Raw genomic sequence first — 26423 nt, 5'->3', positions numbered from 1 at the left:
GCGCTATCTGTCCGTGACGATCTTGACCTTGTCGCCGGCCGAAACCGAGGCGCCCGGCGACATCGCGTTGAGCACGCGGAACAGATCGAGCTTGCGGTCGACGCCGACCATCTGCGCCGAAAGTGTGCCCATCGTCTGCCCGGCCTGTACCGTGACGACGCGGATATGCAGCGGCTTCAGTGCCGCTTTCTCGGCGGGGCTGAGCACGCGGAACGAACCGCTGACCGAGCGTGCCACCGGATCGAGTGTCGTGCTGGCCGAGGGGGCCGCTGTCAAAAGCCGATAGACCTGGCCGCCGGCGCGGATCACTGCAATGTCGAACTGCCAGCCATCGGCGCCGGCGTGCGCTGTCGCCGCCTCGTTGCCGTCGATCGTCTCCTGGCGCACACTGGTCTCGTCGAGACCGGCCACCCAGCCGCTTCTGATGTAGTCGGTCAGCGCACGATCCTTGTCGATCGACACACCGTCGAAGCGGATCGCCATGTCGCCGGGACCGGTCGCCGTCACCGCCGCCGCCGAATTGTCGATGATGAAGCCGTCGGGCACCGTGAACGAAACGCCGAGGCCCGGATGCAGGAAGGTCTGGCCGCGCACATAGCCCTCTTCCGGCGTGTCGCCATAGAGCAGGCCGTCTATCCCGGCCAGGAAGGAATCGCGGTCGCGGGTGCCGATGCCCGGCGCGCCGAACTGGCGGGCGTGGCGCTGCGCCAGATCAATTCGCTGCGGCGTGTTGGGGTGCGTAGCCAGGAAGTCGAGGCTGGCGTCGGTGGCGCCGCTGATCGAGCGGAAATCGGTATAGGCCGACATCGACTGCAGGAAACGCCCGGCGGCATAGGGATCGTAACCCGCCTCGCCGATCGATTTGATGCCGATGGCGTCTGCCTCCAGCTCCTGGTTGCGCGAGAACTGCGCCAGCCTCAGCTTGCCGCGGATCAATGCCTGCTTGGCGGTCGGGCTGTCGCCCAGCACATCGGAGACCACCTTGGTCGCCAGGCCTTCCTCGGCCTCGAGCTGCTGTCGCTGCAGACCGTGATTGGCGGTGACGTGGCCCATCTCATGCGCGATGACGGCGGCGAGTTCGGCCGAATCATTGGCCAGCGCCAGCAGGCCGCGGGTGACGTAGAGATAGCCGCCCGGCAGCGCGAAAGCGTTGACGTTGGGCGAATTGAGGATGGTGATGCGATAGGTCTGGGTCGGATTGGCCGACACCACGGTCAGGCTGCCGACAACCTTGGCCACCATGCGCTCGAGCTTGGGATCGGAATATTCGCCGCCATAGGTGGCAAGGATGCGCGGATGCTGTGCCTTCGCCAGTTCGGCAAGCTTGCTGTTGGCGGCGACATTGTCGACCGTGATCGGCTTGTCGGAAGGCTGGAAGCCGGATTCCTGCACTTCGGGAGGCGTGAACATCTGGCAGCTGGCCAGCGCCACGGCAAGGCCGGCCAGCGCGAGGAAGCGCACCAGCGGTCTGCGTTTCAAAGTGTCAGTGCCGGTCGGCAGCACGGCGTTCCTTCAGCTCTCGGCGCATGATTTGGAACCGGGGTCCGCGCCAGCGAAAAATCGGTTTCGTTGGCAATCCTGCACACATCAAAAAACCTACAGCGTTTACGCATCCGGCCGGGTGCGGCGCTGTAGGGGCAAATCACGGCTCGTGCCGGACCAGTACTAAGCGGACCTAGCCACATCGACTGGACCATGGCAAGCAAGCGCCACATCACCTGTAGCCGGTTTGGTCGTAAATTATGTCCGCTTCCGGGCAATATCGCGTGATCCGCCCGAACTTGCGCCGATATAGCGCCGAAACGCTTCAGGGCCAGTGCCGTCGAAAAAATCGCCGGCAGGTCCCGTCGCGGCAACCCTGCCATTGTCCAGAAAAACCATCTGCTCGCCGATACGGCGAGCGTCTTCCGGCTGATGCGTGACGAACAGCACCGTCATCGCCCGCTCGGCATGAACGCCGGCCACCAGGTCGAGCATGTCGTCGCGCAGTGCTGGCCCGAGCGAAGCGAACGGCTCGTCGAGCAGCAGCACTGGCCGGTCGCGCACCAGAACGCGGGCGAGCGCCACGCGCTGCCTTTCGCCGCCGGAGAGTTCGCGCGGCAGGCGCATTTCCTTGCCGGCCAGGCCGACGCGGTCAAGCGCCTCGGCGATTGCGGCGCGATCGGCGTCGGTCAGGTTGAGCGATGGCGAGCGGCCGAGCCCGACATTCTTCTCCACCGAGAGATGAGCAAACAGATTGTTTTCCTGGAATACCATCGACACCGGCCGCGCCGAAGGCGGCTCGGCGCCGACATCGGCGGCGCCGATCAGCACACGACCGGACTCCGGCGTCTCGAAACCAGCCACCAGATTGAGCAAGGTCGATTTGCCCGAACCGCTTGCCCCCATGATGGCGGTGATCTTAGATGTATCGAATTCGACATCGAACAGGAATGGCGTTTCGCCATAGCTGAACGAGACCTTGTCCAGCCGGACAGTCGTGCCTTTCTCCACAGCGGACGTCACGATCTCTCTCCCCGTCCCAGCCAGTCTGCCGCGACCACCAATGCAAGGCAGACCGCCCCGAGCAGCAAAGCCAGCCCGGCAGCATCGGCCGTGCGATAGCTGCCCATGCGCGCCAGCAGGAGATAGGGCAAGGTCTGCACCGAATCGCTGCCGAACAGCGCGATGACGCCGAGATCGCCGAGCGACAGTGCCATGGCGAAGGCAAAGCCGGTGGCCAGCGGCCGCCGGAGCGATGGCCAGTCGACCAGAAGCAGCCGGTTCCAGCCCGCAATGCCGAGCTGCGCGCACAGCTTTTCATGGCGCTCGCTCGCCGCATCATAGGCCGGGCGCATCGCGCGGATGGCAAAGGGCATCGCCATCACCGCATTGACGGTGACGACCATGACCGGCGCGATGGCAAAGACATCGCTGACCGTGCGCAGCAGGAGAAACCAGCCGGCGCCGATGACGATGGGCGGCACGACGAGGACGAAGCCGGCGCCGGTGTCGGTGGCATGTTCGAGCAATGAACGGGCACTGGACCGGCGGCGCAGCGACAGTGCCCGCCGCGCCATGATCAGCGACAGTGCCAGCGCCACCGAAAGTAGCGCCGCCGAGAAGGCGAGACCGGCGCTGGTCAGCGTCGCCTGACGCACGGCACTCTCGCCCGCCAGCCGGCCGAGATCGGCGCCGAGGCCGGAGGCAACGGTGGCCGCCATCGGTCCGGCGACGAACAGCAAGGCGAGCACGATCAGGACGGCGTTGAACGCTGTTTCTGCTTTGCCGGCCAAGTGATAGCGGCGCGGCGCGACAGGCAAATTGGCGTCGCCGGTCACATTGGCGCCGAGCCGCGTCAGCGCCAGCATGACGGCGAAAGTCAGCGCGATCTGTAGCACCGTCAGCGTCACCGCTCGCGCCGGATCGAAGTCGAAACGCAGCGCCTGATAGATGGCGACTTCCAGCGTCGTCGCCGCCGGCCCGCCGCCGAGGATCAGGACGATGGTGAAGGAGGTGATGCAAAGCATGAAGACAAGCCCGGCGACGCCCGGCAGCGCGGCGCGCAGCACCGGCCACTCGATCAGCCGGAAGGCTGGCCTCGCCCCCATGCCGAGCTGGCTCGCCAGCCGCCATTGATCGGCCGGCACCGTTCCCAGCGCTTCGAGGAACAGCCGGGTGGCCAGCGGCAGGTTGAAGAAGACGTGGGCGACGAGGATGCCCGACAGCCCATAGATGTCGGGCCAGCTCTGGCCACCGATCGCGGCGAAATAACCGGCGCGGCCATAGAGCGCCAGTATTCCCAGCGCTCCGACAATCGCCGGCAAGGCAAGGGGCACAGTGAATAGCTGCAGGATGAAGCCGCGTCCGAAGAAGCGCGGATGCCGCGACAGCGCCCGGGCGACGAAGAGCGCCGGTACGGCGGAAAGCAGAGTCGAGAGCGCAGCCTGCCAGAGCGTGAAGCGGACAACGCGCAGGAGATAGAGGTCAAAGGCGGACGCGGCGCCGGAAAGGTCGTGCGCGCCTTCGCGGATAAGGCCGGCGAAGGCGCCACCGATCAGCAGCGCGATTGCCGCAAGCGCGACAATGCCGGCCGTGATGCAGGGGTCAGAGCGTTGCACTCTTTACCGGGCGTCGCGTTCCTTCGCGCCCCCCTCTGTCCTGCCGGACATCTCCCCCACGAGGGGGAGATTGGCGGTTTTAGCGCTCCGCTCATTCCTGCAGCTTCGGAGATTGGCGAAAGTCAACGTAAAGGCCAATCTCCCCCTCGTGGGGGAGATGTCCGGCAGGACAGAGGGGGGCGCCGTAGAGCACTCATCTTTTGACTATACAGCCAAATCTACTTGCTCATCACCGCCAGCCATTCATCCACCCAGGCCTTGCGATTTGCCGCGACCTCTTCCGGGCTGAACAGCAAGGTCTTCGCCGGCTTGACCAGCCTATCAAAAGCCGGATTGAGCGGCTTGTCGGTTTTCCCGGCCGGGAACATCCAGTTGGTCTCCGGAATGACATCCTGGAATTTCGGCCCGGTCATGAAGGCCAGGAACTTCGCCGCCAGCGGATTCTTCGCGCCCGTGGTGGTGATGCCGGCGACCTCGATCTGCAGATACTCGCCTTCCTCGAACGAGGCCGCCTGGTAGCGCCCGGTGTTCTCCGCCACCATGTGGTAGGCCGGCGACGTCGTATAGGAAAGCACCATCGGCGCCTCGCCCTTGGTGAACAGGCCGTAGGCCTCGCTCCAGCCCGGCGTCACCGTCAGCACTTTGCCCTTGAGTTTCGCCCAGGCTTCCGGCGCCTTGTCGCCATAGACCGACTTGACCCACAGCAGCAGGCCAAGGCCCGGCGTCGACGTCCTCGGATCCTGGATGACGATCTTGTCGGCGGCATCGCCCTCGACCAATTTCTTCAGGCTCTTCGGTGGGTTCTTCAGCTTCTCGGTGTCGTAGACGACGGCGAAATAGCCATAATCGTAGGGCACGAAAGTGTCGTCGCTCCAGCCGCCCGGCACGTTGTTTTCAGCCACCGCGCCATGTGGGACAAACAGGCCGGAAGCCTTGGCTTCCGCGGTGAGGTTGGTGTCGAGACCAAGCACGATATCGGCCTTGGTCGAGGCACCTTCGAGCTTGACGCGGTTGAGCAGCGCGACGCCGTCGGCCACCGAGACGAAGTCGACGCTGCAGCCGCACTCGGCCTCGAATTCCTTCTTCACCTGGGGCCCCGGACCCCAGTCGGCAGTGAAACTCTCATAGGTATAGATCGTGAGTTTTTCCTGCGCGGACGCAGAGCTTGCCAGTAGCGAAACAGCAAGCCCCAGCGCTGGGACAAGACGGGACAAAAACATGCGCATCGGCGCCTCCTTCATTCGTGTTGAAAGGAATTGAGGCGTCGGGCTGTCCGAAGCGTCTAATCCCTCCGCCGGTACAAACCGGATCAGGTTCAGCGGGTTGGCGAGACTGCCTCTCAGCCGGTCCGCGAAGATCGCGTCCGGCACCCCGTTAGAGCGTTTCGACACATAGGCCCGGCCAAGGTGCCACGCAAGTGGAAGTTTGCCCGAGCATGATCCCGGAAAGTGGAATCCGTTTCCGGAAAAAGATCATGCTCCAACAAAGAGTGACGGTGCCGCTCGGCCTTCCGTTTCGTCGGCGGGGCTGGTAAGGGCCAGCGGATATGAGCACATTCACCATCCTGCTTGGCGGCGATCTCGTCCGCACGCCGCGGCTCGACCGCCAGGTCGCGGGCACGCGCGTCATCGCCGCCGACGCCGGCATCGATCATGCCCGCCTGCTCGGCCTGATGCCGGAGCTGTGGGTCGGCGATTTCGATTCCGTGCCGGCGGACCTGCCTGCCGATCTCGCCGCCGTGCCGCGGGAGGTGTTTCCTCCCGAAAAGGACAAGACCGATGGCGAACTGGCGATCGCGGCGGCATTGGGACGCGGCGCCACCAGCCTGGTGCTGGCCGGCGCTTTCGGCGGCAAGCGCGCCGACCACGCCTTCCTGCATCTGGCGCTCAGCCTGCGGCTGACAGAGACAGGCACAAAAGTGCTGTTGACCAGCGGAGCGCAGGAAGGCGCCCCTCTGCTGCCTGGCAAGGCCGGCTTCGACTATGCCGACGGAACGCTGTTTTCGGTGCTCGGCTTTTCCGATCTTTCGGGCCTCACCGTGTCCGGCGCGAAGTGGCCGCTCGACCATGTCGAGGTCGTGTTCGGCTCGTCGCTGACCATCTCGAACGAGGTCAAGTCCAACAAGACCGGGGGCCTCGAAATCGCGCTCGGCCATGGCCGCGCGCTGCTGCTCGCCCACCCCTATCCCTTGCCTGAAAGCTGACATGGCCCCGCCCCTTCTCAACCTCGACGGCATAAGACTGACCTTTGGCGGCACGCCGCTGCTCGATGGCGCCGAACTGACGGCGTCCGCCGGTGACAAGATCGCGCTCGTCGGCCGCAACGGCTCCGGCAAGTCGACGCTCCTGAAGATTGCCGCGGGCCTGATCGAGCCGCAAGACGGCGAGGTCTTCCGCCAGCCTTCGGCAACGGTGCGCTATCTCCCGCAAATGCCCGACATGGACGGCTTTGCCAATGTGCGTGCCTATGTCGAGGCCGGGCTTGGGCCTGCCGACGATCCCTACCGCGCCACATATCTGATGGAGCATCTCGGCCTCGCCGGCACGGAGAACCCCAACGATCTCTCCGGCGGCGAGGCGCGCCGCGCAGCACTTGCCCGCGTCATGGCGCCCGAACCCGATATTATGCTGCTTGATGAGCCGACGAACCATCTCGATTTGTCGGTCATCGAATGGCTGGAAGAAGAGCTTGTCCGGACGTCTTCGGCGCTGATCGTCATCTCGCACGACCGTCGCTTCCTCGAACGCGTCTCGCGCGCCACCGTCTGGCTCGACCGTGGCCAGACCCGCCGCCTCGACAAGGGCTTTGGCCATTTCGAGGAATGGCGCGACCTTGTGCTGGAAGAGGAAGAGCGCGAACAGCACAAGCTCGGCCGCCAGATCGTGCGCGAGGAGCATTGGCTGCGCTATGGCGTGACGGCTCGCCGCAAACGCAACATGCGCCGCCTGGGCGAACTGCAGACCATGCGCCAGCGTTTTCGCGGCCATCGCGGCGCCGAGGGCTCGGCCACCATGGTGGCCAGCGACGCCGCCGAATCCGGCAAGCTGGTGATTGAGGCCAAGAACATCGAAAAGAGCTTTGGCGACCTCACCGTGGTCAAAAGCTTCTCGACCCGCATCCAGCGCGGCGATCGCGTCGGCCTTGTCGGGCCGAACGGCGCCGGCAAGACGACGCTGTTGAAGATGCTTACCGGCGAGATGAAGCCCGACGCCGGCTCAGTGCGGCTCGGCACCAATCTGGAAATCGCCACGCTCGACCAGAAGCGCGAGGCGGTCGATCCGGCCGAGACCCTGGCGCAGTATCTCACGGACGGGCGCGGCGAAAACCTCGTCATCAATGGCGAGCAGCGCCATGTCGTGTCCTACATGAAGGATTTCCTGTTCAAGCCGGAACAGGCGCGCACCCCGGTGCGCGAGCTGTCCGGCGGCGAACGGGCGCGGCTGCTCCTGGCGCGTGTTCTGGCGCGGCCGGCCAACCTTCTGGTGCTCGACGAGCCGACCAACGATCTCGACATGGAGACGCTGGAACTGTTGCAGGAACTTGTCGCCGGCTTTGCCGGCACGGTCATCCTGGTCAGCCACGACCGCGACTTCCTCGACCGCACCGTCACCAGCATCATCGCCCCGGACGGAGGCGGCCGCTGGATCGAATATGCCGGTGGCTATTCCGACATGCTGGCGCAGCGCGGCGGCACCCGGCTCGACGACCGCAAGGCGCGCGCCAAGGCCGAAGCCAGCGATGCGCCGGCGCCGGGCAAGAGCGAGCCGGCAGCGCCGAAAGGGCCGTCGAAGAAACTGTCGTTCAAGCAGAAATTCGCCCTGGAATCCTTGCCCAAGAAGATCGAGGCGGTAATGGCCTCGATCTCGCGGTTGGAAAACAACATTGCCGATCCCGCCTATTACGAGCGCGACCCGGCCTCGTTCCAAAAGACCATCGCCGCCCTCGACAAGGAACGCGCCACGCTGGCCGCACTCGAGGAAGAGTGGCTGGAGCTGGAAATGCTGCGTGAGGAGATGGAGGGGTAGCATTGCCTGCGGTCTTTTATGCGCGTATATTGTGCGCATGAAAGGAGGCATCTCCGTGCTTCAATCGACGCCAAAAACTCAGCGGGCCTCTGTCAACACGTCCATTGACTCTCAGTTGATCAAGGACGCCAAAGCGTTGGGCATCAACATCTCCCGCGCTGCCGAAGCAGGGATCGCGAAAGCGATTGCGGCGGAGAAAACGCGTCGATGGCAAGAAGAAAACAGGGAAGCCATCGAAAGCTCCAACGAATATGTCCGAAAGAACGGACTGCCATTGGCTAAACACCGGCCGTTCTGATGGCGCGTTACGATTTCTATCGGAGTACCGAGAGCGACGGTTATCTTCTCGACGTGCAGTCAGATATGCTTGAAGGGCTGAGCACGACGGTGGTCGTTCCTTTGATGCCGCCCGAGATTGCCCCGCTTCCTGGCCGCCGCCTAAACCCGACCTTCGCTATAAACGGCAAAGATCTTGTGATGGTCACACAGTTTGTGTCGGCCTTCAGCGCGTCCGAATTGCGGATGCCAGAGGGAAACCTTTCTAGACATCACGACGACATCGTCGCCGCGCTCGACATGCTGTTCCAGGGCTTCTGAGCGAAGGCAGCCGCTACTGCCGCCCGTCAACCTGCCGTCTTGGCCTGCCAGGCCTTCAGCGCCTCGTCGAACACCTTCTCGCCCGGAATGCCCTTTTCCATGGTCAGCAACGCCCGGCGTCCGGTCTTGTAGACCACCGGCACGTCGATCCAGTCCTGGCCTCGAAGCAAGGTCATATTGGCGTCCTCGTCGGCCTTGGTGTCGTTGAGCGCCACCAGGAAGAAGCCGTCGGCGATCTTGGCCGGAATGCCGATCAGCGGGCTGCCGGCATCCTGTTCCGAACTCTTCATGGCGACGCGCAGGATGTTGTCGACGCCACCGCCGTCAAAGCCCTCGGGCGTCAGGAAGATCATCTCGATGATGTGGCTGGCCGGCAGCGTCTGGTCGGTATTGCGGCGGATGGTCATGCGCAGCTGGATGTCCTTGCCGGGAATGGTCGCCTCGGCGCGGATCGCCGGCTCGGGCGGCAGGTCGCCGCCGGGCGATTCCTGCACCAGCGACCAGACGATGCTGCCGGGTTCGGCCGAACCTTGCGCGGTCGAGGTGCGTTCCTCGTAGAAGATCGCCTTCTGGCCGACCGCAACGGTCGGCGCGGGAGCGGCGGCCGCCGGCGCAGCGGGCGGCGTGCCGGCCGCGGGCGGCGTGGCGGCGGCATCAGCCGGTGCTGCCCCGTTGGCCGGCGGAGCGACGCCATCGGCGCGCGGCGTTGCCGGTGGCGTGGCGGAAGCGTCGGGCGCCGGCGTGGCGGGCGCGCCCGTGGCTGCGGCGTCGCCGGCCGGCGGGGTCGCAGGCGCTGGAGCCGCAGGTGGCGCTGGAGCCGGGGGTGGCGGTGTGGTCAGCGCGGCGACGGACTCGCCCTCGCCGATGCCGCTTTGACCGGCCGCGGGACCGGGATCGGTCTCACCGCCTTCGGGCGACAGGCGCTGGGTGAACTTCGTTCCCTCGCCGGCAGGAGCCGGTGCGGGTGCATCGGCCGCGGGCTTGGCCGGCGCCGGCTTTACCAGCGGTTCGGTCGAGACCGTCTTGGTGTCGCCGCCGAGGCCCAGCATCGAGCCAAAGGCATCCTTGTTCAGCCAGATGCCATAGCCACCGCCGGCCACCACCAAAAGCGCGACGACAGCCGCGATCAACCCGCCATAGCTGCGCCTGCGCTCGGCGGGGCGCAGGCGTTGGAACGTGTCCGCCGCCGGCTGCTCGTCATTGGCAAAGACATCGGCGCTATCGTCGTCGGCGTCCAGCTCCGCGGCTTGCTTGTCGATGGTTTCTGCACGCGCCACAGGCGGAGGCGGTGTCGGAGCGGGCCTCTGCCAGCTCGGCTCTGTCCTGGTGGTCGGCGCCGGCTGCACGGGTTTCGCCGGCTGCCAGGCCGGCGCAGGCGTGGCGGAAGGCTTTACATGACTGGACTGGTTCTTGTTGCGGTCTATGGAGGAGAAGATGTGCTCCAGCTCCGCCAGCGGATCGGATGCCGGCAGTGCCCTGGCATAGTCGCGCTCGACGCTCGAGATGGCATCTTCCAGGGATCGCTTCTGCGTGCTTATGGCTTCGGCGGCCAGCGGCGGCGAATACTCCGCAAGCTTCTTCGCCAGCATGGTACGAACGCTTTCATAGATCCGCGTACGCTTTTCGGGCGTTTCGTCGCCGTGCTTGTCGAGCGCCTTTTTCAGAATAGCAACGAAATCTGCCATGCTTCAGTCGACCTGTATTTGTTTCCGCGCCGGCCCCCGCAAATCGGCCGCGATGCCCGGAAAGGCTTCAGAAAACTAGTCTTGAAACGGATCGGTCACAAGTATCGTGTCGTCCCGTTCCGGGCTGGTGGAAAGGAGCGCGACGGGTGCGCCGATTAGCTCCTCGATGTAACGGACGTATTTGACGGCCTGCGCCGGAAGGTCGTTCCAGCTGCGCGCGCCGGCGGTGGTGCCTTTCCAGCCTTCGAGCGTCTCGTAGACCGGCTCGACACGCGCCTGCGCGCCCTGGCTGGCCGGCAGATAGTCGATCGTTTCGCCGTCGAGACGGTAGCCGGTGCAGACCTTGATCTCATCCAGCCCGTCGAGCACGTCGAGCTTGGTCAACGCGATGCCCTTGATGCCGTTGACGGCGACGGCCTGGCGCACCAGCACGGCGTCGAACCAGCCGCAACGGCGTTTGCGCCCGGTGACGACGCCGAATTCGTGGCCACGCGTACCGAGAAATTCGCCGATCTCGTTCTTCTGCTCGGTCGGGAACGGGCCTTCGCCGACACGCGTCGTATAGGCCTTGGTGATGCCCAGGACATAGCCGATGGCGCCGGGGCCCACCCCCGAGCCGGCGGCTGCCTGGCCGGCAACGGTGTTGGACGAGGTGACGAACGGATATGTGCCGTGGTCGATGTCGAGCAGCGTGCCTTGCGCGCCCTCGAACAGGATGCGTTCGCCGGCGCGGCGCTTGTCGTCGAGGATTTTCCAGACGCGGTCCATATAGGGCAGGATCTCATCGGCGACCGAGGTCAGCTCGGTCATGATCGCCTCATGCGTGACTTCGCCATGGCCAAGCCCGCGACGCAGCGCATTGTGATGCGTCAGCAGCCTGTCGACCTTGAGGGGCAGCGTTTCCAAATCCGCCAGATCCATCACCCGAACCGCGCGCCGGCCCACCTTGTCCTCATAGGCGGGGCCGATGCCACGACGCGTCGTGCCAATTTTCGTCCCGGAATTGGAGGCGGCGTCCTCGCGGAATCCGTCCAGCTCCCGGTGCAGCGACAGGATAAGCGCGGTGTTTTCGGCTATTTTCAGGCGGTCCGGCGTGACCTCGACGCCTTGCGCCTTGAGTTTTGCCACTTCCGCGACAAAGGCGTGCGGGTCGAAGACGACGCCATTGCCGATGATCGACAGCTTGCCTTGCCGCACCACGCCCGACGGCAGCAGCGACAGTTTGTAGACCTTGCCGTCGACGACCAGCGTATGGCCGGCATTGTGGCCGCCCTGGAAGCGCACGACCACGTCGGCGCGCTCCGACAACCAGTCGACGATCTTGCCCTTGCCTTCGTCGCCCCATTGCGAGCCGACGACCACCACATTGGCCATGTTTCTTTTCCCTTGAGATGCCGCCCTGGCGGCCTGGATATGGTTCGAAACGACAGGCCTCTATAGCGTCAAGACCTCGCAAGCGCGACCTTTCTTTGCCGTCGAAAATGCCCTGAGGCACAACAATTTTCGGCTTTGACAACATTTACTTGCGTCGGCGGGGGCAATAGGCCGGCAAACACAACTTCCCAGGCGGCCGGAATCCCGCATGCATCGAAGCGCCTACCTGTTCCTGCTGCTGACCACCTTGCTGTGGGGCGGCAATTCCGTCGCCGGCAAGCTGGCGGTCGGTCACGTCTCGCCCATGACGCTGGTCTTCCTGCGCTGGGTGCTGGCCGTCGCGATCCTGCTGCCGATCGGCTGGCGCACGATCAGGGAGGACTGGCCGGTGGTGCGCAAACACTGGTTCGTCCTGGCTGCACTTGGCGCCAGCGGCTTCACTCTGTTCAACACCATTTTCTACACCGCGCTCAACTACACGACGGCGATCAATGTCTCGATCGAACAGGCGGCGATGCCGGTCTTGATCATCATTGCCAATTTCTTCTTCTTCCGCCTGCGCGTGAGTTGGGCGCAGATTGCGGGCGTGGTGCTGACCATCTTCGGTGTCATCTTGACTGCCTGCCACGGCGATCCGCGCCGGCTGCTCACATTGGAACTCAATTTCGGCGACGCCATCATGCTGGTCGCGGTCGTCCTCTACAGCGGTTATTCGGTCGGGCTGCGGCTGAAGCCGGTGATGCGCTGGCAGAGCCTGATGTTGTCCCTGGCGATCGCTGCCCTCATCACCTCGCTGCCGTTCTTCCTGTGGGAGGTCGCCGCCGGCAAGGTTATCGTCCCCGATATCAGCGGCTGGGTGGTCATCGTCTATACCGCGATCGGCGCTTCGGTCATTTCGCAGATCACTTACATCAGGGGCAACGAACTGATCGGCGCCAACCGTGCCGGGCTGTTCATCAATCTGGTGCCGATCTTCGGCACGCTGCTGTCAGTGCTGATCGTCGGCGAGACATTCCAGCTCTACCAGGCGCTGGCGCTCGTCCTGGTGCTGGGCGGCATTTCGCTCGCCGAATACAGCGGGCGCAAGATGGCGGCACCGAACCGCCGCGGATAACATTTGGCTGCTGCCGCGCTGCGCCGCCGTCGCGATAACTGCTGCCGCGCGCCGACCTGGAACATTTTACCTCTGGCGGAGTTTGCTTGCGTGGGAGGCAACAAGATGAGCCATAACCCTCGCAGCACGGCAAGCATTGCCGGTCACCCCATTCATCCAATGCTGATTCCGTTTCCGATCGCCTTCTTTGTCGGCACCTTCGTTTGCGATCTGATTTTCTGGCAAACAGCCGATCCCGGGTGGGTCACCGGATCGCTTTGGCTTCTCGGCGCCGGCCTGATCATGGGCGCCTTGGCCGCTCTTACCGGCCTGACGGACGTTCTCGGCGATGTTCAGATCCGCAATCTCACGACGGCATGGCTCCATGCCGGCGGCAACGTGCTCGTCGTGCTGATCGAGCTTTATAACTGGTACTCGCGTTATGTCGGTGGAGCGGCGGCTGTGATCCCGACCGGCTTTATCTTATCGCTGATCGTGGTTCTGGTCCTGCTGTTTACAGGCTGGAAGGGCTGGGAATTGGTCTATCGGCATCGCGTGGGCGTCTCCGACGGCTCAGATGAATTGACCTGAACCGGCCTGTGCGGCGGCCGCCCCAATGATGGGGGGAGGACCGCCGCATCCGCCACGCCGTCAACTACATTGCGTTGACGTCGAACTGCAGCCGCTTGGCCGAGTCGATGGACTTGTGCGCCTTGACCTGTTCCAGCACTTTCTCCGGGAACGGCGCGTCGAGATAGAGCAGCGCGATGGCGTCGCCGCCCGGCCGGTTGCGTCCGAGCTGGAAGTTGGCGATGTTGACGCCGTTCTCACCGCACACCGTGCCGAGCAGGCCGATAATGCCGGGCGCATCGGCATTGGTTGTGTAGAGCATGTGCTGGCCGACCTCGGCGTCGAGATTGATGCCCTTGATCTGGATGAAGCGCGGCTTGCCGTCGGAGAAGCAGGTGCCGGCGATCGAGCGCGTCATGTGCTCGGTCTTCACCGTCAGCTTGATGTAGCCGTCGAACACGCCCGACTTGTCGCGCTTGACCTCGGCGACGATGATGCCGCGCTCCTTCACCATGATCGGCGCCGACACCATATTGACGTCGGCGACCTGCGGCCGGATCAGTCCGGCAAGCGCGGCACTGATCAGGGCACGCGTGTTCATCGTCGCGGTCGAGCCGTCGAACAGGATCTCGACCTCGTTGATCGGGTCCTCGGTGACTTGGCCGACAAAGGCGCCGAGCACTTCGGCGAGCTTGACGAACGGCTTCAGCCGCGGTGCTTCCTCGGCCGTGATCGAGGGCATGTTGATGGCATTCGAAACCGCGCCCTTGATCAGATAGTCGGCCATCTGCTCGGCCACCTGGAGCGCGACATTTTCCTGCGCTTCCGCTGTCGAGGCGCCGAGATGCGGCGTTGCCACCACATTCTCCATGCCGAACAGCGCGTTGTTCTCCGCCGGTTCGACCTCGAACACATCGACGCCGGCGCCCGCCACCTTGCCGCTCTTCAGCGCCGCGACCAGGTCGGCTTCGACGATGAGCCCGCCACGCGCGCAATTGATGATGCGCACGCCGTTCTTCATTTTGGCGATCGCCGCCGCGTCGATGATGTTGCGCGTCTTGTCGGTCAGCGGCGTGTGCAGCGTGATGAAATCGGCGCGGGCGAAAAGCTCGTCCAGCTCGACCTTGTCGACGCCGAGTTCCTCGGCGCGCTTGTCCGACAGGAACGGGTCGAAGGCAACGACATGCATCTTCAGGCCGACGCCGCGCGTGGCGACGATCGAGCCGATATTGCCGCAGCCGATGACACCCAGCGTCTTGCCGGTGATCTCGACGCCCATGAAACGGTTCTTTTCCCATTTGCCGGCATGGGTCGAGGCATTGGCCTCCGGGATCTGCCGTGCGAGTGCAAAGATCATCGCCACCGCATGTTCGGCCGTGGTGATCGAATTGCCGAAAGGCGTGTTCATCACGATGATGCCCTTGCGGCTCGCCGCGGGGATGTCGACATTGTCGACACCGATGCCGGCGCGGCCGACGACCTTGAGTCTTGTCGCGGCGTTGATCAGTTTTTCCGTGACCTTGGTCGCCGAGCGGATGGCAAGGCCATCATACTGGCCGATGACTTCGAGCAGCTTTTCCTTGTCCTTGCCGAGATCGGGCAAATAGTCGACCTCGATACCGCGGTCCTTGAATATCTGGACGGCGGTGGTGGAGAGTTTGTCAGAGACGAGAACGCGGGGCGCCATGGCGGCCTCCTTGAACTGGATTGTCGGGAAAGGGCGGCCCGCAGGCCACCACGAAATCTCAGGCTGCGGCCTTCAGCGAAGCCTTCTGCGTGGCGAAGGCCCAGTCGAGCCAAGGCAGCAGCGCCTCGAGATCGGATGTCTCGACGGTGGCACCGCACCAGATGCGCAGGCCGGAAGGTGCATCGCGATAGGATCCAATGTCGAACGCGACGCCTTCCTTGTCGAGCACAGAGACGATCGCCTTGGCGAAAGCCGCCTGCCCGTCGGCGTCGAGCGCCGCGACATCGGCGTCGGTGAAGGACAGACATACGGACGTGTTGGAACGTGTCGCCGCATCGACCGCGAGATGGCCGAGCCAGGACGACTTGTCGACAAACCCATCGAGCACGGCGGCATTGGCATCGGCTCTGGCAATCAACGCATCGAGACCGCCGATCGACTTCGCCCAATGAAGCGCATCGAGATAGTCCTCGACGCACAGCATCGACGGCGTGTTGATGGTCTCGCCCTTGAAGATGCCTTCGATCAGCTTGCCGCCCGAGGTCAGGCGGAAGATTTTCGGCAACGGCCACGCCGGCTTGTAGGTTTCCAGTCGCTCGACGGCGCGAGGCGACAGGATCAGCATGCCGTGTGCGCCCTCGCCGCCCAGCACTTTCTGCCAGGAGAAGGTGACGACATCGAGCTTCTGGAAATCGAGCTTTTGCGCGAATGCCGCTGAGGTGGCATCGCAGATGGTCAGGCCCTTGCGATCCGCCGGGATGAAATCGCCATTCGGCACGCGCACGCCTGAGGTCGTGCCGTTCCAGGTGAAGACCACATCGCGGTCGAAATCGATCTTGGTGAGATCCGGCAGTTCGCCATAGCCTGCCTCGATCTTTCTGATACCGGCGAGCTTCAGCTGCTTGACGACATCGGTCACCCAGCCCGAGCCAAAGCTTTCCCATGCCACCATGTCGACGCCGCGTTCGCCGAGCAGCGACCACAGCGCCATCTCGACAGCACCCGTGTCCGACGCCGGCACGATGCCGATACGGTAATCCGCCGGAACCTGGAGAATTTCGCGCGTCAGCTCGATCGCCTGTTCGAGCTTGGTCTTGCCGATCTTGGCGCGGTGGGAACGGCCGAGCGCGGCATTCTTCAGCGCCTCGACCGACCAGCCGGGGCGTTTTGCGCAGGGACCTGAGGAGAAATTGGGGTTTGCCGGACGGAGTCCGGGCTTCGTATGCATCGTCATCGTGGTCTATCCTTCCAGATAGTGGCCCCTCGTTGGGGAGGGGTGGCCCACGAACGGCGATATGCGTTCAGCCCTCAGGCGTCAAGAGGAAAGTTTTTGTCGCTGACAAGATAGAAGCAGTCCGGGATCAGGATGTCGTGAGCCCAAACGCAAACGGCGGATCGAAGAGATCCGCCGTCGGGTTTCGTATCTGCAGCCAGCCTACCAGAGGTCGTAGCGCAGGCCGAGCTTGACCTGATGATTGCTGATGCCCTTGCGGATCGGATAGGAGGTCAGGCTCTCGGCCGTGACATATTCGGCATCCGGCGCGGAGAAGTACTGGTAGCCGAGATCTACAGAAACATTCTTGGTCACCTGATAGGCCAGGCCCGCATCCAGCGTGTAGGCGAGGGAATACTGGGTCTTGTTGTCGTTCCGGACGAAATCATCCGTAGGGTCGACATTGTCGGTGAAGTAACTCGCCGACAGCTTGTATTTGCTCCGGACCAGCCCAATGCCGGCGCCGAGGTAGGGCGTGATCCCGACATAAGTGCCGAGATCGACATAGCCATTGACCATGCCCGACAGGGAATAATTTTGCAGCGATGCCGACGCGATGGTCGCACCACCCGGCGGCGGCGTCGCCGAATCGTCAAAGCCGACGCCGATCTTGTTGCCGGGCAGATAGCCAAGATTGACGTCGCCGCGCAGATAGTCGTTGAAGTGGTAGCCGAAGCCGATGCTGGCAAAGGCCGGATCCTGCTTCTCGCTGAAGCTCGCGGGGGCGAAGGTGAAATCCTGATCCTCGTAGCTCTTCTGCGCCAGATAAGAGACATCGCCGCGCAGATACCAGCCCGAGCCGACCTCGACCGGTTGATAGTCCGGCGCCTGATCGACATAGATCGGCGGATCGTAGTCCGCGGCTTGCGCCGGCGTCAGCAGCGCAAGCGCGAGTGCGGCAAGTGCCGGCGCTGTCAGCAATTTGAAATTCATGGGTCCCCGGCTCCTGAAATTGGCGCTCTTCATTTTGATCGCAAGCGCCGTTTCAGTAGGCATTGTTAACCATAGTGGTTAAGTGCGGGTTAAGGATAACGCGACGTTACCGATTTGATTTCGATAGGCTTTCTCTCCGCACGCCGCGGCTGGAAGTGCACCGCAATCGGCAAACAAAAACCGCCCGGCATGGCCGGGCGGTTCGCAAATTCCTGGATTTCGAAGCGACTACTTGGTGTAGACCGGCTCCGGTTCGGGAACGTAGGGCTCCGGCGGCGGGGCGCAGTCCGACCGGCCGAACTGGTAGCGCAGGCCGCCGCGCACTTCGTGCACGTTGATGCCGCGATCGAAGCCCGGGCCGACATCGCTGTCGGAGGCGTAGTTGAACATCTTGCCACCATTGATGTGGCTGTAGCGATAGCCGAGATCGAGCTTGACCCGGTCGGTCAGGCAGTAGGAGGCGCCGGCCATGAGGGCATAGGCAAAGCGCCAGCCCTTGCCGCCGCTGTGCTCGAAGGAGCCATCGAGATCGGTATTGTGCAGCGTATCCCACTTGACCCAGGCACCACCGATGCCGGCGCCGACATAGGGCGTCACGCCGTGCCAGGTGCCGATATCGACATAGGCATTGGCCAGGAGCAGCATCGCCGAATAGGACGATGTGTCGACGGAGGTACAAGCTATGCCGCCGCCGCAGAAACCATTGGTCGAGCCGCGGAAATTGGACTTGCCCATCCAGTCGAAGGTCAGATCGGTGCGGAAGTACCGGTTGACCTGGTAACCGACACCGGCGCCGGCCGAAAAGGAACTCTTCAACTTGCCGGAGGCGAACGAACCGGGGAGTTGGGGCGGTGCCGGGCTGTAGGTGGTGTAGTCACCACCGCGGAACTTCGACCAGTGATAGTCGATATCGCCGCGGATGTACCAGCCGCCGAAATCGGCCGGCTGTTCATAGGCGATCGGCGCCGGCGCCTCTTCGACCACTGGCGGCTCCGCCAGATCGGCGGCGAATACTGGCCCGGCCACGCCTGCGAACAGCGCGGCAAGGAAAGCCATTTTTGCTGCATTGAACATGTTTGTCACCCCTGAGAACCCGTCGGAACTTTGAATCCGCTCGAATGTGTTTGACCTCAGTTGTGGATAATGAATTGCAAAAGTTAAAAGGCGTTTAACCCTGTCGATTAACCACGAATTCTCGACATTTTAGCAAACGGCCTCCGCCGCCATGACGCTGGGACCAACCCTGGCCGAAACAAAAAGCCCGCCTGCAGGCGGGCTTGAAGTCTTGAGCCGGCAGTTCGCCCCTCCCGTCGGAGGCAGCGCAATCAGGCGGCGCTGCGCGTTTCCGAGATGATGTCGACGATGTCGTTGACCACGGCCTCGACCAGCTGTGGGTCGTCGCCCTCGGCCATGACGCGGATCAGCGGCTCGGTGCCCGAGGGCCGGATAACCAGGCGGCCGGCCTTGCCAAGACGGTTGCGCGCATCTTCGATCGCCGCCTTGACCAAGGCTTCTTCAAGCGGCTTGCCGCCGGCGATGCGGACATTCTTCAACAGCTGCGGCACCGGCTCGAATTTCTTCGACAATTCGCTGACCGGCCGGTTCTGCCGCTTGATGCAGGCCAGCACCTGCAGCGCCGAGACCAGCCCGTCGCCAGTGGTCGAGAAATCGGACAGCACAATGTGGCCCGACTGCTCGCCGCCGACATTCAACCCATGGGCGCGCATATGCTCAACGACATAGCGGTCGCCGACCTTGGTGCGATGCAGCTGCAACTTCATGTCGCCAAGGAAGCGTTCGAGGCCGAGATTGGACATCACCGTCGAGACGACGCCGCCGCCGGCCAGTCGCCCGCTCTGGTGCCAGGACTCGGCGATCAGCGCCATGATCTGGTCACCGTCGACGATGGTGCCGTTCTCGTCGACGATGACGACACGGTCGGCATCGCCGTCGAGTGCGATGCCGATATCGGCGCGCACTTCATGCACCTTCTTCTGCAGGCCGGCCGGATGGGTCGAGCCGCATTCCTTGTTGATGTTGAAACCGTTCGGATCGACATTGATGGCAATGACCTCGGCGCCCAGTTCCCAAAGTGCGGCAGGCGCCACCTTGTAGGCTGCGCCATTGGCGCAATCGACGACGATCCTGAGACCCGACAGCGACATCGAGCGCGGCAGCGTGCGCTTGGCGAATTCGATGTAGCGGTCATGCACGCCGTCGACGCGCTTGGCGCGGCCGAGCCCGTCGGAATCGGCGAGCGCCAGTTCGATATCCTTGTCGAGCATGCTCTCGATGCGCTCCTCGATCTCGTCGGAGAGCTTGTAGCCATCGGGACCGAACAGCTTGATGCCGTTGTCGTAATAAGGGTTGTGCGAGGCCGAGATCATGACGCCGATATCGGCGCGCAGCGAGCGTACCAGCATGGCGACCGCCGGTGTCGGGATCGGGCCGAGCAGGAACACATCCATGCCGGCCGCGCACAGGCCGGACACCATGGCGTTTTCGATCATGTAGCCGGACAGCCTGGTGTCCTTGCCGAGCACGACGCGGTGGCGATGGCTGCCGCGCTGGAACGACAGGCCGGCGGCCATGCCGACCCGCATCGCAATCTCAGCCGTCATCGGAAACTTGTTGGCGCGCCCGCGAATGCCGTCGGTGCCAAAATAACGTCCTGCCATGCTTGCCAGAATCCCCGTCGGTTTTCAGCCGGCTCGTAATGCCACAATTGGTCCGAGCCCGACTATCACATTGTGTGATTGTATATTACCAATTCTTAGAAAATCATTGTAGCAGGCTGTTCGGAGCGTTGGCAGCGTATCATGACACGGTGTTGCCGCAATATAGCATTCACACTGGGCCACACTGCGCAGATTGGGCCGGTAAGCCGGACTGTTGGAGGGGCAGATCGCAAGGGTCCATCACCTTATCGGGAGAACGCCGTTTAGCATCTGGCGCAGCCTAGCGTTGAGAACTATTGATTGACACAGGTACAACCTATGGGCGCAGCAACGGGAGAACGCCATGCTCATCCACCGACTTGCAACTTTGACGGGTCTTGCCGTCGCAACCTTGTTCATGGCGGCGCCCGCCAGCGCGCTGACCATGGCCCAGTGTAGTACCAAGTATAATGCCGCCAAGGACGCCGGCACGCTGAACGGGCAGACCTGGAATCAGTATCGGAAGGCCGAGTGCGGCACCGACGCGGCGGCCACCACCGAGACCGCAAAGCCGGCGGCCAAGAAGGCCGCTGCGGCCAAGACGGACACGACCAAGGCCGCCGCCGCTGCTGATGACGGCGCCAAGGGTCTGACGGCCAAGGAATGCAGCGCTAAATACCAGGCTGCCAAGGCCGCCGGTACGCTCAATGGCGCAAAGTGGAACGACTTCCGCAAGACCGAATGCGCCGCCGGCGCATCCGCCGCGGCAGAACCCGCCAAGGCCACGACCAAGGCCGCAGCCACAACCGACGATGGCGCCAAGGGCCTGACGGCCAAGGAATGCAGCACCAAGTACCAGGCGGCAAAGGCCGCCGGTACGCTCAATGGCGCAAAGTGGAACGACTTCCGCAAGACCGAATGCGCCGCCGGGGCCTCGGCCGCGGCAGCACCCGCCAAGGCAACCACCAAGGCAGCTGCCGACAGCAGCGGCAAGGGCCTGAGCATGGCCGATTGCAGCGCCAAGTACCAGGCTGCCAAGTCTGCCAATACGCTGGGCGGCAAGAAGTGGAACGACTTCCGCAAGGCCGAATGCGGCGCAGGCGCAGATGACGACGACACCGTGCCCGCTCCGAGCGAGGCGACCTATACCAGCGAGCCCGAGAAGCCCTCGGTCACCGCTCCCAAGGGCGTGAAGTTCCCGGCCGCGATCTCGAAGAAATACGCCGGCGAGACGCCGGCCAAGGGCCGCATGCATACCTGCCTCGAGGTGTATTATGCCAACAAGGACGCCAACACGCTCAATGGCCTGCGCTGGATCCAGAAGGGCGGCGGCTTCTACAGCCTCTGCAATGCCAAGCTGAAGAGCTGATCGCGTAGCCATATTCTCCAGACAAAGGCCCGCGCATCGCAGCATGCGCGGGCCTTTTTATTGCGCTCGAACACACCCGGCGTTGATCGCGTTTCCATATCGCGGAAGCTGTCGGCATCATCTATTCGCCCACACTGCCCACCCCAGACATATCGGTGGTTCGCAAAGATTCCAGTTGGACATATGCAGAACAAATGGTATACAAAAGGACATCGAACTTTTGTCAACCAGGAGGGTCTTATGTCCAGATTGAAATTGGCGGCATTGGCTGTGACGGCATGGATTGCGTGGAACGTCGCCCCTGCAAGCGCACTGACGATGAAGGAATGCGGCGAGGCCTATCGCACAGCCAAGGAAGGCGGCACTCTGAACGGCATGGATTGGACCGCTTTCCGCACCGAGAAATGCGCGACGTCAGCTGCGGAGAGTGCCAATGCGGATGCGGTCAAAACCGAGCCGCAGTCGCAGAAGGAAACCAGCGCGGCGGTCGCCCCCGCTGTAGCGCCGACGGGCGTGACATTCCCGACCACCCTCGCCGCCGAATTCAAGACCGAGAAGCCCTCGAAGGCGCGTATGAAGACCTGCCTGCAGGGCTACCACGGCAACAAGGACGCGGGTACGTTGAACGGCCTTCGCTGGATCCAGAAGGGCGGCGGCTATTACAGCCTCTGCAACGCCAAGCTGAAGAGCTGATCGACCAGCAGCGTTTGAAGATCGAAGGCCCCCAACCGCAAGGTTGGCGGGCCTTCTCTTGGGTCTTGCCCCGTCAAGCGCCTTGTTTCGAGAGCTGGAGCAGTGCGACCAGGCTTGTAAGATCGGCATTGGCCTGGCCGGCAGCCACCCCGCGCTTCATCAGGCTTTGCATCGGCAAGACGAGTTCGGTGCTGACATCAGCCGACCTGCTGGCATCGATGAGATTGACGTAGGCATCAGCCTGCATGCCCAGGTTGGAAACGACATTGCTGGTGTGATCGCCACTGTCGATCTGTTCCGCCCACTTCGGCAGCAGGCCTTGCATCGACTGAAGCCAGGAGGCCAGCAGCGGCATGAACTCGCCGGCCGGGATCCCTGCTGCGCCCGTCAATGCCAACGCCTGCAGAACGCCCGCGAACATGCCGTACATGCCGCTCAGAAGCGAGATATCATAGAGCGGCGCGAGGCAAGCATCCTCACCGAGGAATTTGCTGGTGCCGAGCGCTCCGAGCTGCCCCGAACAGGCATCGAACGCCTGGCGCGAACCGCTGTAGAGAATCAAGGCGTGCGGCCCGCCGATCATCGGCGGCACCGCCATGATGCCGCCGTCGATGTAGCTGGCGCCCTGGCTCACCGCCCAGGCCGACATCGCCCGCGCCTGCTCGGGCGTGCCGTTGGTGAGATTGACCAATGTGCGGCCCGACAGCGCGTCTCGGCTTGGGCCGAGCACCTCACGAACGGTGTCATAGACAAGCAGGCACGCCACGATCAGTGGACTCGATCTGACGGCTTCCTCGACACTCTTGGCCACAGTGGCGCCCTTGGCTGCCAAAGCCTCAGCCTTTGCCGGAGAACGGTTCCACACCGTCACCGCATGTCCCTGGTTCAGAAAGGCTTCGGCAAGCGCCGTGCCCATGGCGCCGAGACCGATCACTGTTATGTCGCTCATTCTGCTTCTCCTTGGTTTCGTTGCGCGGTTACGCCGGTGTCGGGCTCAGGTCCTGGCCAAGGCCACCGTCCACGGTCAGCCGCGCGCCCGTGGTGAAGGTCGCGTCGAACGCCAGGAACAGCACTGCGCGCGCCACCTCCTCCATCGTGCCGTGGCGCTTCATCGGCGTGACCGCGTCGCCGATCGCCATGAAGGCGGCCCGCTCCTCGGCCGAGGCGTCGGCCACACCCATCGTCGGCGTATCGATGAAACCAGGGCTGACCACATTCACGCGGATGCGGCGCGGCAGAAGCTCGGCGGCCAGGACCTTGGCGAAGGCGCGCAGTGCCGCCTTCGATCCGGAATAGACGCTCATGCCGCCGGTGCCGGATTCGTCGGCGATCGACGAGGTGAAGACTATGGCGCCACCATCCCTGATGAGGGGCAGCAGGCGCTGCGCGGTGAAGAAAGCGCCTTTGGTGTTGATGTCGAAGGTGCGATCGTAACTGTCCTCGGTGACCCGCTCCACGGGTTCGAGATTGGCCACCCCGGCATTGACGTGAAGGAAGTCGATCTGGCCAAGCTTCTGCCCCACTTCGGCACCGAGCGTGACGATATCGGCCATGTCTGAGATATCGGACCGCACGACATGAGCTCGCGAAAGCAGCTTGGCTCGCGCGGCCTTGATGTTGCGCTGGTCGCGGCCGGTGACCAGGACCTCGGCGCCGCTTTCGATCAGGGCTTCGGCAACGGCGAGCCCCATGCCGTGCGTCCCGCCGATGACAACGGCCTTCTTGTTTGCGTATCGTGTCATGATCCATCCCTTTTTGACAAAATCCGGCCGCCGACGGCCTTTGCAGGTCGAAGCGAGGTACCGATATGATGTTGTGGTGTTCGCCGATGCCGGCGAGCTGGTTTGAAGCTATGGACCGGCTTGGTTTTTCTCAAGTACCGACAAAAATGTAAGCTACCCACCGATTGCTCAGAATTGGATGAAACATGGGAAAGAAACAGCCAGATAGTTGCGGATTGGGGCCGGCGCTGGAGGTCATCAGCGGCAAATGGAAGGCGCTACTGCTCTGGCAGATTCACAAGGCGCCGGCACGATTCGGTGAGCTGAAGCGGCTGGTGCCTGACATCAGCGAAAAGATGCTGATCCAACAGCTGCGCGAAATGGAGGCCGACGGCATCGTCCATCGCGAAATCTTTCCCGAGGTGCCGCCGAGGGTCGAATACTCGATTACCGAATTCGGCATCGAGCTGGACAATGCCCTGATCCCGCTGGCCAGATGGGGCAAGCAACATGCTGGCCGGACTGACGGTGTGCGCCCCGGCAAAGCAAATGCATCCGTCCCGCATGCTCTTTGAGAGACCCTGAATAGCAAAACGCCGCGGATTGAGCCGCGGCGTTTTCTTGCATCAAGTGATGTCAGCTCAGCTCGACGGCTGAGGCTCCATGCCGCCTTCGGGCTCGGGACCCTTCTTGCGGCGGCCGGACTTCGGCACAGCCGAGCCGCGGCTTGTGGGGGTGTCATCCCCCAAATCTCGCGCGGGCTTCTGCCCGGCGATCAGCTGCTTGATCTCTTCGCCCGAAAGCGTCTCGTATTCGAGCAGGCCCTGCGCCAGAGCGATCCATTCCTTCTTCTTCTTGGTCAGAATGGACTTGGCCGTGACATAGGCCTCGTCGATCAGCCTGCGCACTTCGGCGTCGATGATCTGCGCGGTCTCTTCCGAGACGTTCTGCGTGCGCGCCACCGAATGGCCGAGGAAAACCTCTTCCTGGTTGTCGCCATAGGCGACATGGCCGAGCTTGTCGGAGAAGCCCCAGCGCGTGACCATGGCGCGCGCCAGTTTGGTCGCCTGCTCGATGTCCGAGGAGGCGCCCGAGGTGATGTTCTCCTTGCCGAACTTGAACTCCTCGGCGACGCGGCCACCCATCATGATGGCGAGCCGTGAGATCATGTATTTGTAGCTCATCGAATAGCGGTCGCCTTCCGGCAGTTGCATGACCATGCCGAGCGCGCGGCCGCGCGGGATGATGGTCGCCTTGTGCAGCGGATCGGCCGACGGCACGTTGAGCGCCAGGATGGCATGGCCGGCCTCGTGATAGGCCGTGAGCTCCTTTTCGGCCTGGGTCATGGCCGACGAGCGGCGCTCGGCGCCCATCATGATCTTGTCCTTGGCGTCCTCGAACTCGGCCATGGTGACAAGGCGCTTGTTGCGGCGCGCCGCCATCAGAGCGGATTCATTGACCAGGTTCATCAGGTCGGCGCCCGAGAAGCCCGGCGTGCCGCGTGCGATCACCTTGAGGTCGACATTCGGCGCCAGCGGCACGTTGCGCACATGCACCTTGAGGATCTTCTCACGACCGACGATGTCGGGGTTCGGCACCACCACCTGGCGGTCGAAACGGCCCGGACGCAGCAGCGCCGGGTCGAGCACGTCGGGCCGGTTGGTGGCGGCGATCAGGATGATGCTCTCGTTGGACTCGAAGCCGTCCATCTCGACCAGCAGCTGGTTCAGCGTCTGTTCGCGCTCATCATTGCCACCGCCGAGGCCGGCGCCGCGATGGCGGCCGACAGCGTCGATTTCGTCGATGAAGATGATGCAGGGAGCATTCTTCTTGGCCTGGTCGAACATGTCGCGCACACGGCTTGCGCCGACGCCGACGAACATCTCGACGAAGTCCGAACCGGAGATGGTGAAGAACGGCACATTGGCTTCGCCGGCGACGGAGCGGGCGAGCAGCGTCTTGCCGGTGCCGGGAGGTCCGACCAGAAGCACGCCGCGCGGGATCTTGCCGCCGAGGCGCTGGAACTTCTGCGGATCGCGCAGGAACTCGACGATCTCTTCCAGATCTTCCTTGGCCTCGTCGACGCCGGCGACATCCTGGAAGGTGACGCGGCCATGCGCCTCAGTGAGAAGCTTGGCCTTCGACTTGCCGAAACCCATGGCGCGGCCGGAGCCGGACTGCATCTGGCGCATGAAGAATATCCACACGCCCAGGATCAGGATCATCGGCAGGTAGGAGATCAGATAGCTGAACAGCGAGTTGGAACCGTCCGACTCAGGCCGCGCATTGATGGTGACGTTCTTGTCCTGCAGCCGCGAGACCAGCTGCGGATCGCCAGGCGAATAGGTCTGGAAGCCATTGGCGTTGTCGGCGTAGGTGCCCGTGATGCGGGCGCCGGCGATGACCACCGTCTTGACCCGGCCGGCCGCGACCTCTTGCAGGAACTGCGAATAGGGAACGTCGGTCGAGGCCCCGCGAGTCTGCGGCGTCTGGAACAGATTGAAGAGAGCAATGAGCAGGACCGCTATGATCGCCCAGAGCGCGAGATTGCGATAATTCGGATTCATCAATTGTCCCGTTGGTGCCCGCTGGGACACGCGTCATGAGAGGAAACTTGCGCCTAACATAGGGAGAGCGCCCCCCCTT

The 26423-nt window shown here is 63.4% G+C and carries 22 protein-coding genes, 1 pseudogene and 1 riboswitch; of the genes and pseudogenes, 9 read left to right on the top strand and 14 right to left on the bottom strand.

Going from position 1 to position 26423, the window contains the following annotated elements; translation table 11 throughout:
* Positions 1–3 precede the first annotated feature (3 nt).
* From NLY33_RS08060 to thiB, 4 genes are all read right to left on the bottom strand, one after another.
* Positions 4–1410 (bottom strand): M48 family metalloprotease, encoded by a 1407-nt coding sequence (locus NLY33_RS08060; protein WP_245260366.1) that lies wholly within the window; start codon positions 1408–1410, stop codon positions 4–6.
* Between the two features lie 330 nt (positions 1411–1740).
* Entirely contained in the window at positions 1741–2505 is a 765-nt protein-coding gene (gene thiQ, locus NLY33_RS08055; protein WP_023707251.1) for a thiamine ABC transporter ATP-binding protein, read from the bottom strand.
* The gene (thiP, locus tag NLY33_RS08050; protein ID WP_023708959.1) at positions 2502–4100 is read right to left on the bottom strand and encodes a thiamine/thiamine pyrophosphate ABC transporter permease; all 1599 of its coding nucleotides are present in this window, start codon (positions 4098–4100) and stop codon (positions 2502–2504) included. Before thiP ends, thiQ begins: the two co-directional genes overlap by 4 nt.
* A 218-nt stretch (positions 4101–4318) precedes the next feature.
* Positions 4319–5326, bottom strand: coding sequence for a thiamine ABC transporter substrate binding subunit (thiB, locus tag NLY33_RS08045; protein WP_023709716.1), 1008 nt, complete (start codon positions 5324–5326; stop codon positions 4319–4321).
* Positions 5327–5369: 43 nt separating this feature from the next.
* A riboswitch (TPP riboswitch) is annotated at positions 5370–5484 on the bottom strand.
* A 162-nt stretch (positions 5485–5646) separates the two neighbouring features.
* Between thiB and NLY33_RS08040 the strand changes: the two genes are divergently transcribed.
* Genes NLY33_RS08040 through NLY33_RS08025 form a run of 4 tightly spaced genes read left to right on the top strand, consistent with a single transcriptional unit; the run spans position 5647 to position 8722 of the window.
* On the top strand, positions 5647–6303 hold the full coding sequence (locus NLY33_RS08040; protein ID WP_023707248.1) for a thiamine diphosphokinase: 657 nt from the start codon (positions 5647–5649) through the stop codon (positions 6301–6303).
* Position 6304: 1 nt separating this feature from the next.
* Entirely contained in the window at positions 6305–8125 is a 1821-nt protein-coding gene (locus NLY33_RS08035; RefSeq protein ID WP_023707247.1) for an ABC-F family ATP-binding cassette domain-containing protein, read from the top strand.
* Between the two features lie 55 nt (positions 8126–8180).
* Positions 8181–8423 carry a type II toxin-antitoxin system CcdA family antitoxin gene (locus NLY33_RS08030; RefSeq protein ID WP_023709715.1) on the top strand — a complete coding sequence of 81 codons (243 nt, stop codon included), beginning with the start codon at positions 8181–8183 and terminating at the stop codon, positions 8421–8423.
* Positions 8423–8722 carry a CcdB family protein gene (locus tag NLY33_RS08025; RefSeq protein WP_023707245.1) on the top strand — a complete coding sequence of 100 codons (300 nt, stop codon included), beginning with the start codon at positions 8423–8425 and terminating at the stop codon, positions 8720–8722. Before NLY33_RS08030 ends, NLY33_RS08025 begins: the two co-directional genes overlap by 1 nt.
* 26 nt (positions 8723–8748) lie before the next feature.
* On the opposite strand, the gene NLY33_RS08020 is transcribed toward NLY33_RS08025, so the two are convergent.
* On the bottom strand, positions 8749–10407 hold the full coding sequence (locus NLY33_RS08020) for a hypothetical protein (RefSeq protein WP_286439597.1): 1659 nt from the start codon (positions 10405–10407) through the stop codon (positions 8749–8751).
* Positions 10408–10482: 75 nt separating this feature from the next.
* Entirely contained in the window at positions 10483–11781 is a 1299-nt protein-coding gene (locus NLY33_RS08015; RefSeq protein WP_023684197.1) for an adenylosuccinate synthase, read from the bottom strand.
* Positions 11782–11989: 208 nt separating this feature from the next.
* Here NLY33_RS08015 and NLY33_RS08010 point away from each other — a divergent pair, with 208 nt between their 5' ends.
* Positions 11990–12895 (top strand): DMT family transporter, encoded by a 906-nt coding sequence (locus tag NLY33_RS08010; protein WP_023708207.1) that lies wholly within the window; start codon positions 11990–11992, stop codon positions 12893–12895.
* A gap of 105 nt (positions 12896–13000) precedes the next feature.
* Positions 13001–13465 carry a DUF2231 domain-containing protein gene (locus NLY33_RS08005; protein ID WP_023684195.1) on the top strand — a complete coding sequence of 155 codons (465 nt, stop codon included), beginning with the start codon at positions 13001–13003 and terminating at the stop codon, positions 13463–13465.
* Positions 13466–13529: 64 nt separating this feature from the next.
* Here NLY33_RS08005 and serA read toward each other — a convergent pair whose 3' ends face one another.
* The 5 genes from serA to glmM form a co-directional block, all read right to left on the bottom strand.
* Positions 13530–15131 (bottom strand): phosphoglycerate dehydrogenase, encoded by a 1602-nt coding sequence (gene serA, locus NLY33_RS08000; protein ID WP_023699182.1) that lies wholly within the window; start codon positions 15129–15131, stop codon positions 13530–13532.
* A gap of 58 nt (positions 15132–15189) precedes the next feature.
* The gene (locus tag NLY33_RS07995) at positions 15190–16365 is read right to left on the bottom strand and encodes a phosphoserine transaminase (RefSeq protein ID WP_023704877.1); all 1176 of its coding nucleotides are present in this window, start codon (positions 16363–16365) and stop codon (positions 15190–15192) included.
* Between the two features lie 201 nt (positions 16366–16566).
* Entirely contained in the window at positions 16567–17337 is a 771-nt protein-coding gene (locus NLY33_RS07990) for an outer membrane protein (RefSeq protein WP_023708208.1), read from the bottom strand.
* A gap of 228 nt (positions 17338–17565) precedes the next feature.
* The gene (locus NLY33_RS07985; RefSeq protein ID WP_023673590.1) at positions 17566–18411 is read right to left on the bottom strand and encodes an outer membrane protein; all 846 of its coding nucleotides are present in this window, start codon (positions 18409–18411) and stop codon (positions 17566–17568) included.
* Positions 18412–18662: 251 nt separating this feature from the next.
* Complete coding sequence (gene glmM, locus NLY33_RS07980) at positions 18663–20015, bottom strand: phosphoglucosamine mutase (RefSeq protein ID WP_023704880.1); 1353 nt, start codon at positions 20013–20015, stop codon at positions 18663–18665.
* 343 nt (positions 20016–20358) lie between these two features.
* Here glmM and NLY33_RS07975 point away from each other — a divergent pair, with 343 nt between their 5' ends.
* Both NLY33_RS07975 and NLY33_RS07970 read left to right on the top strand, forming a co-directional pair.
* On the top strand, positions 20359–21363 hold the full coding sequence (locus tag NLY33_RS07975) for a hypothetical protein (protein ID WP_023704881.1): 1005 nt from the start codon (positions 20359–20361) through the stop codon (positions 21361–21363).
* Between the two features lie 240 nt (positions 21364–21603).
* Positions 21604–22056, top strand: coding sequence for a hypothetical protein (locus tag NLY33_RS07970; protein WP_023704882.1), 453 nt, complete (start codon positions 21604–21606; stop codon positions 22054–22056).
* Positions 22057–22129: 73 nt separating this feature from the next.
* On the opposite strand, the pseudogene NLY33_RS07965 reads toward NLY33_RS07970, so the two are convergent.
* Both NLY33_RS07965 and NLY33_RS07960 read right to left on the bottom strand, forming a co-directional pair.
* Positions 22130–23014, bottom strand: a pseudogene (locus NLY33_RS07965) (NAD(P)-dependent oxidoreductase); the annotation flags it as partial.
* Positions 23015–23033: 19 nt separating this feature from the next.
* A complete protein-coding gene (locus NLY33_RS07960; RefSeq protein ID WP_023704884.1) occupies positions 23034–23798 on the bottom strand; it encodes an SDR family oxidoreductase in 765 nt (254 codons plus the stop codon).
* Between the two features lie 185 nt (positions 23799–23983).
* Here NLY33_RS07960 and NLY33_RS07955 point away from each other — a divergent pair, with 185 nt between their 5' ends.
* Entirely contained in the window at positions 23984–24352 is a 369-nt protein-coding gene (locus NLY33_RS07955) for a winged helix-turn-helix transcriptional regulator (RefSeq protein ID WP_023704885.1), read from the top strand.
* A gap of 66 nt (positions 24353–24418) precedes the next feature.
* Here NLY33_RS07955 and ftsH read toward each other — a convergent pair whose 3' ends face one another.
* A complete protein-coding gene (gene ftsH, locus NLY33_RS07950) occupies positions 24419–26344 on the bottom strand; it encodes an ATP-dependent zinc metalloprotease FtsH (protein ID WP_023673598.1) in 1926 nt (641 codons plus the stop codon).
* Between the last annotated feature and the right edge of the window lie 79 nt (positions 26345–26423).

The organism is Mesorhizobium sp. C432A (assembly GCF_030323145.1).
Classification (GTDB): Bacteria; Pseudomonadota; Alphaproteobacteria; order Rhizobiales; family Rhizobiaceae; genus Mesorhizobium.
This window is presented reverse-complemented; position numbering and strand designations above follow the sequence as displayed.

Coding starts and splice junctions, on each gene's coding strand:
- NLY33_RS07970 (WP_023704882.1), top strand. CDS start 21,604: ATGTCCAGATTGAAATTGGCGGCATTGGCTGTGACGGCATGGATTGCG.
- NLY33_RS07995 (WP_023704877.1), bottom strand. CDS start 16,365: ATGACGATGCATACGAAGCCCGGACTCCGTCCGGCAAACCCCAATTTC.
- NLY33_RS08040 (WP_023707248.1), top strand. CDS start 5,647: ATGAGCACATTCACCATCCTGCTTGGCGGCGATCTCGTCCGCACGCCG.
- serA (WP_023699182.1), bottom strand. CDS start 15,131: ATGGCGCCCCGCGTTCTCGTCTCTGACAAACTCTCCACCACCGCCGTC.
- NLY33_RS08015 (WP_023684197.1), bottom strand. CDS start 11,781: ATGGCCAATGTGGTGGTCGTCGGCTCGCAATGGGGCGACGAAGGCAAG.
- NLY33_RS08060 (WP_245260366.1), bottom strand. CDS start 1,410: ATGTTCACGCCTCCCGAAGTGCAGGAATCCGGCTTCCAGCCTTCCGAC.
- NLY33_RS07960 (WP_023704884.1), bottom strand. CDS start 23,798: ATGACACGATACGCAAACAAGAAGGCCGTTGTCATCGGCGGGACGCAC.
- NLY33_RS07990 (WP_023708208.1), bottom strand. CDS start 17,337: ATGAATTTCAAATTGCTGACAGCGCCGGCACTTGCCGCACTCGCGCTT.
- thiB (WP_023709716.1), bottom strand. CDS start 5,326: ATGCGCATGTTTTTGTCCCGTCTTGTCCCAGCGCTGGGGCTTGCTGTT.
- NLY33_RS08025 (WP_023707245.1), top strand. CDS start 8,423: ATGGCGCGTTACGATTTCTATCGGAGTACCGAGAGCGACGGTTATCTT.
- NLY33_RS08035 (WP_023707247.1), top strand. CDS start 6,305: ATGGCCCCGCCCCTTCTCAACCTCGACGGCATAAGACTGACCTTTGGC.
- NLY33_RS08005 (WP_023684195.1), top strand. CDS start 13,001: ATGAGCCATAACCCTCGCAGCACGGCAAGCATTGCCGGTCACCCCATT.
- NLY33_RS08020 (WP_286439597.1), bottom strand. CDS start 10,407: ATGGCAGATTTCGTTGCTATTCTGAAAAAGGCGCTCGACAAGCACGGC.
- glmM (WP_023704880.1), bottom strand. CDS start 20,015: ATGGCAGGACGTTATTTTGGCACCGACGGCATTCGCGGGCGCGCCAAC.
- NLY33_RS08010 (WP_023708207.1), top strand. CDS start 11,990: ATGCATCGAAGCGCCTACCTGTTCCTGCTGCTGACCACCTTGCTGTGG.
- NLY33_RS07975 (WP_023704881.1), top strand. CDS start 20,359: ATGCTCATCCACCGACTTGCAACTTTGACGGGTCTTGCCGTCGCAACC.
- ftsH (WP_023673598.1), bottom strand. CDS start 26,344: ATGAATCCGAATTATCGCAATCTCGCGCTCTGGGCGATCATAGCGGTC.
- NLY33_RS07955 (WP_023704885.1), top strand. CDS start 23,984: ATGGGAAAGAAACAGCCAGATAGTTGCGGATTGGGGCCGGCGCTGGAG.
- NLY33_RS07985 (WP_023673590.1), bottom strand. CDS start 18,411: ATGTTCAATGCAGCAAAAATGGCTTTCCTTGCCGCGCTGTTCGCAGGC.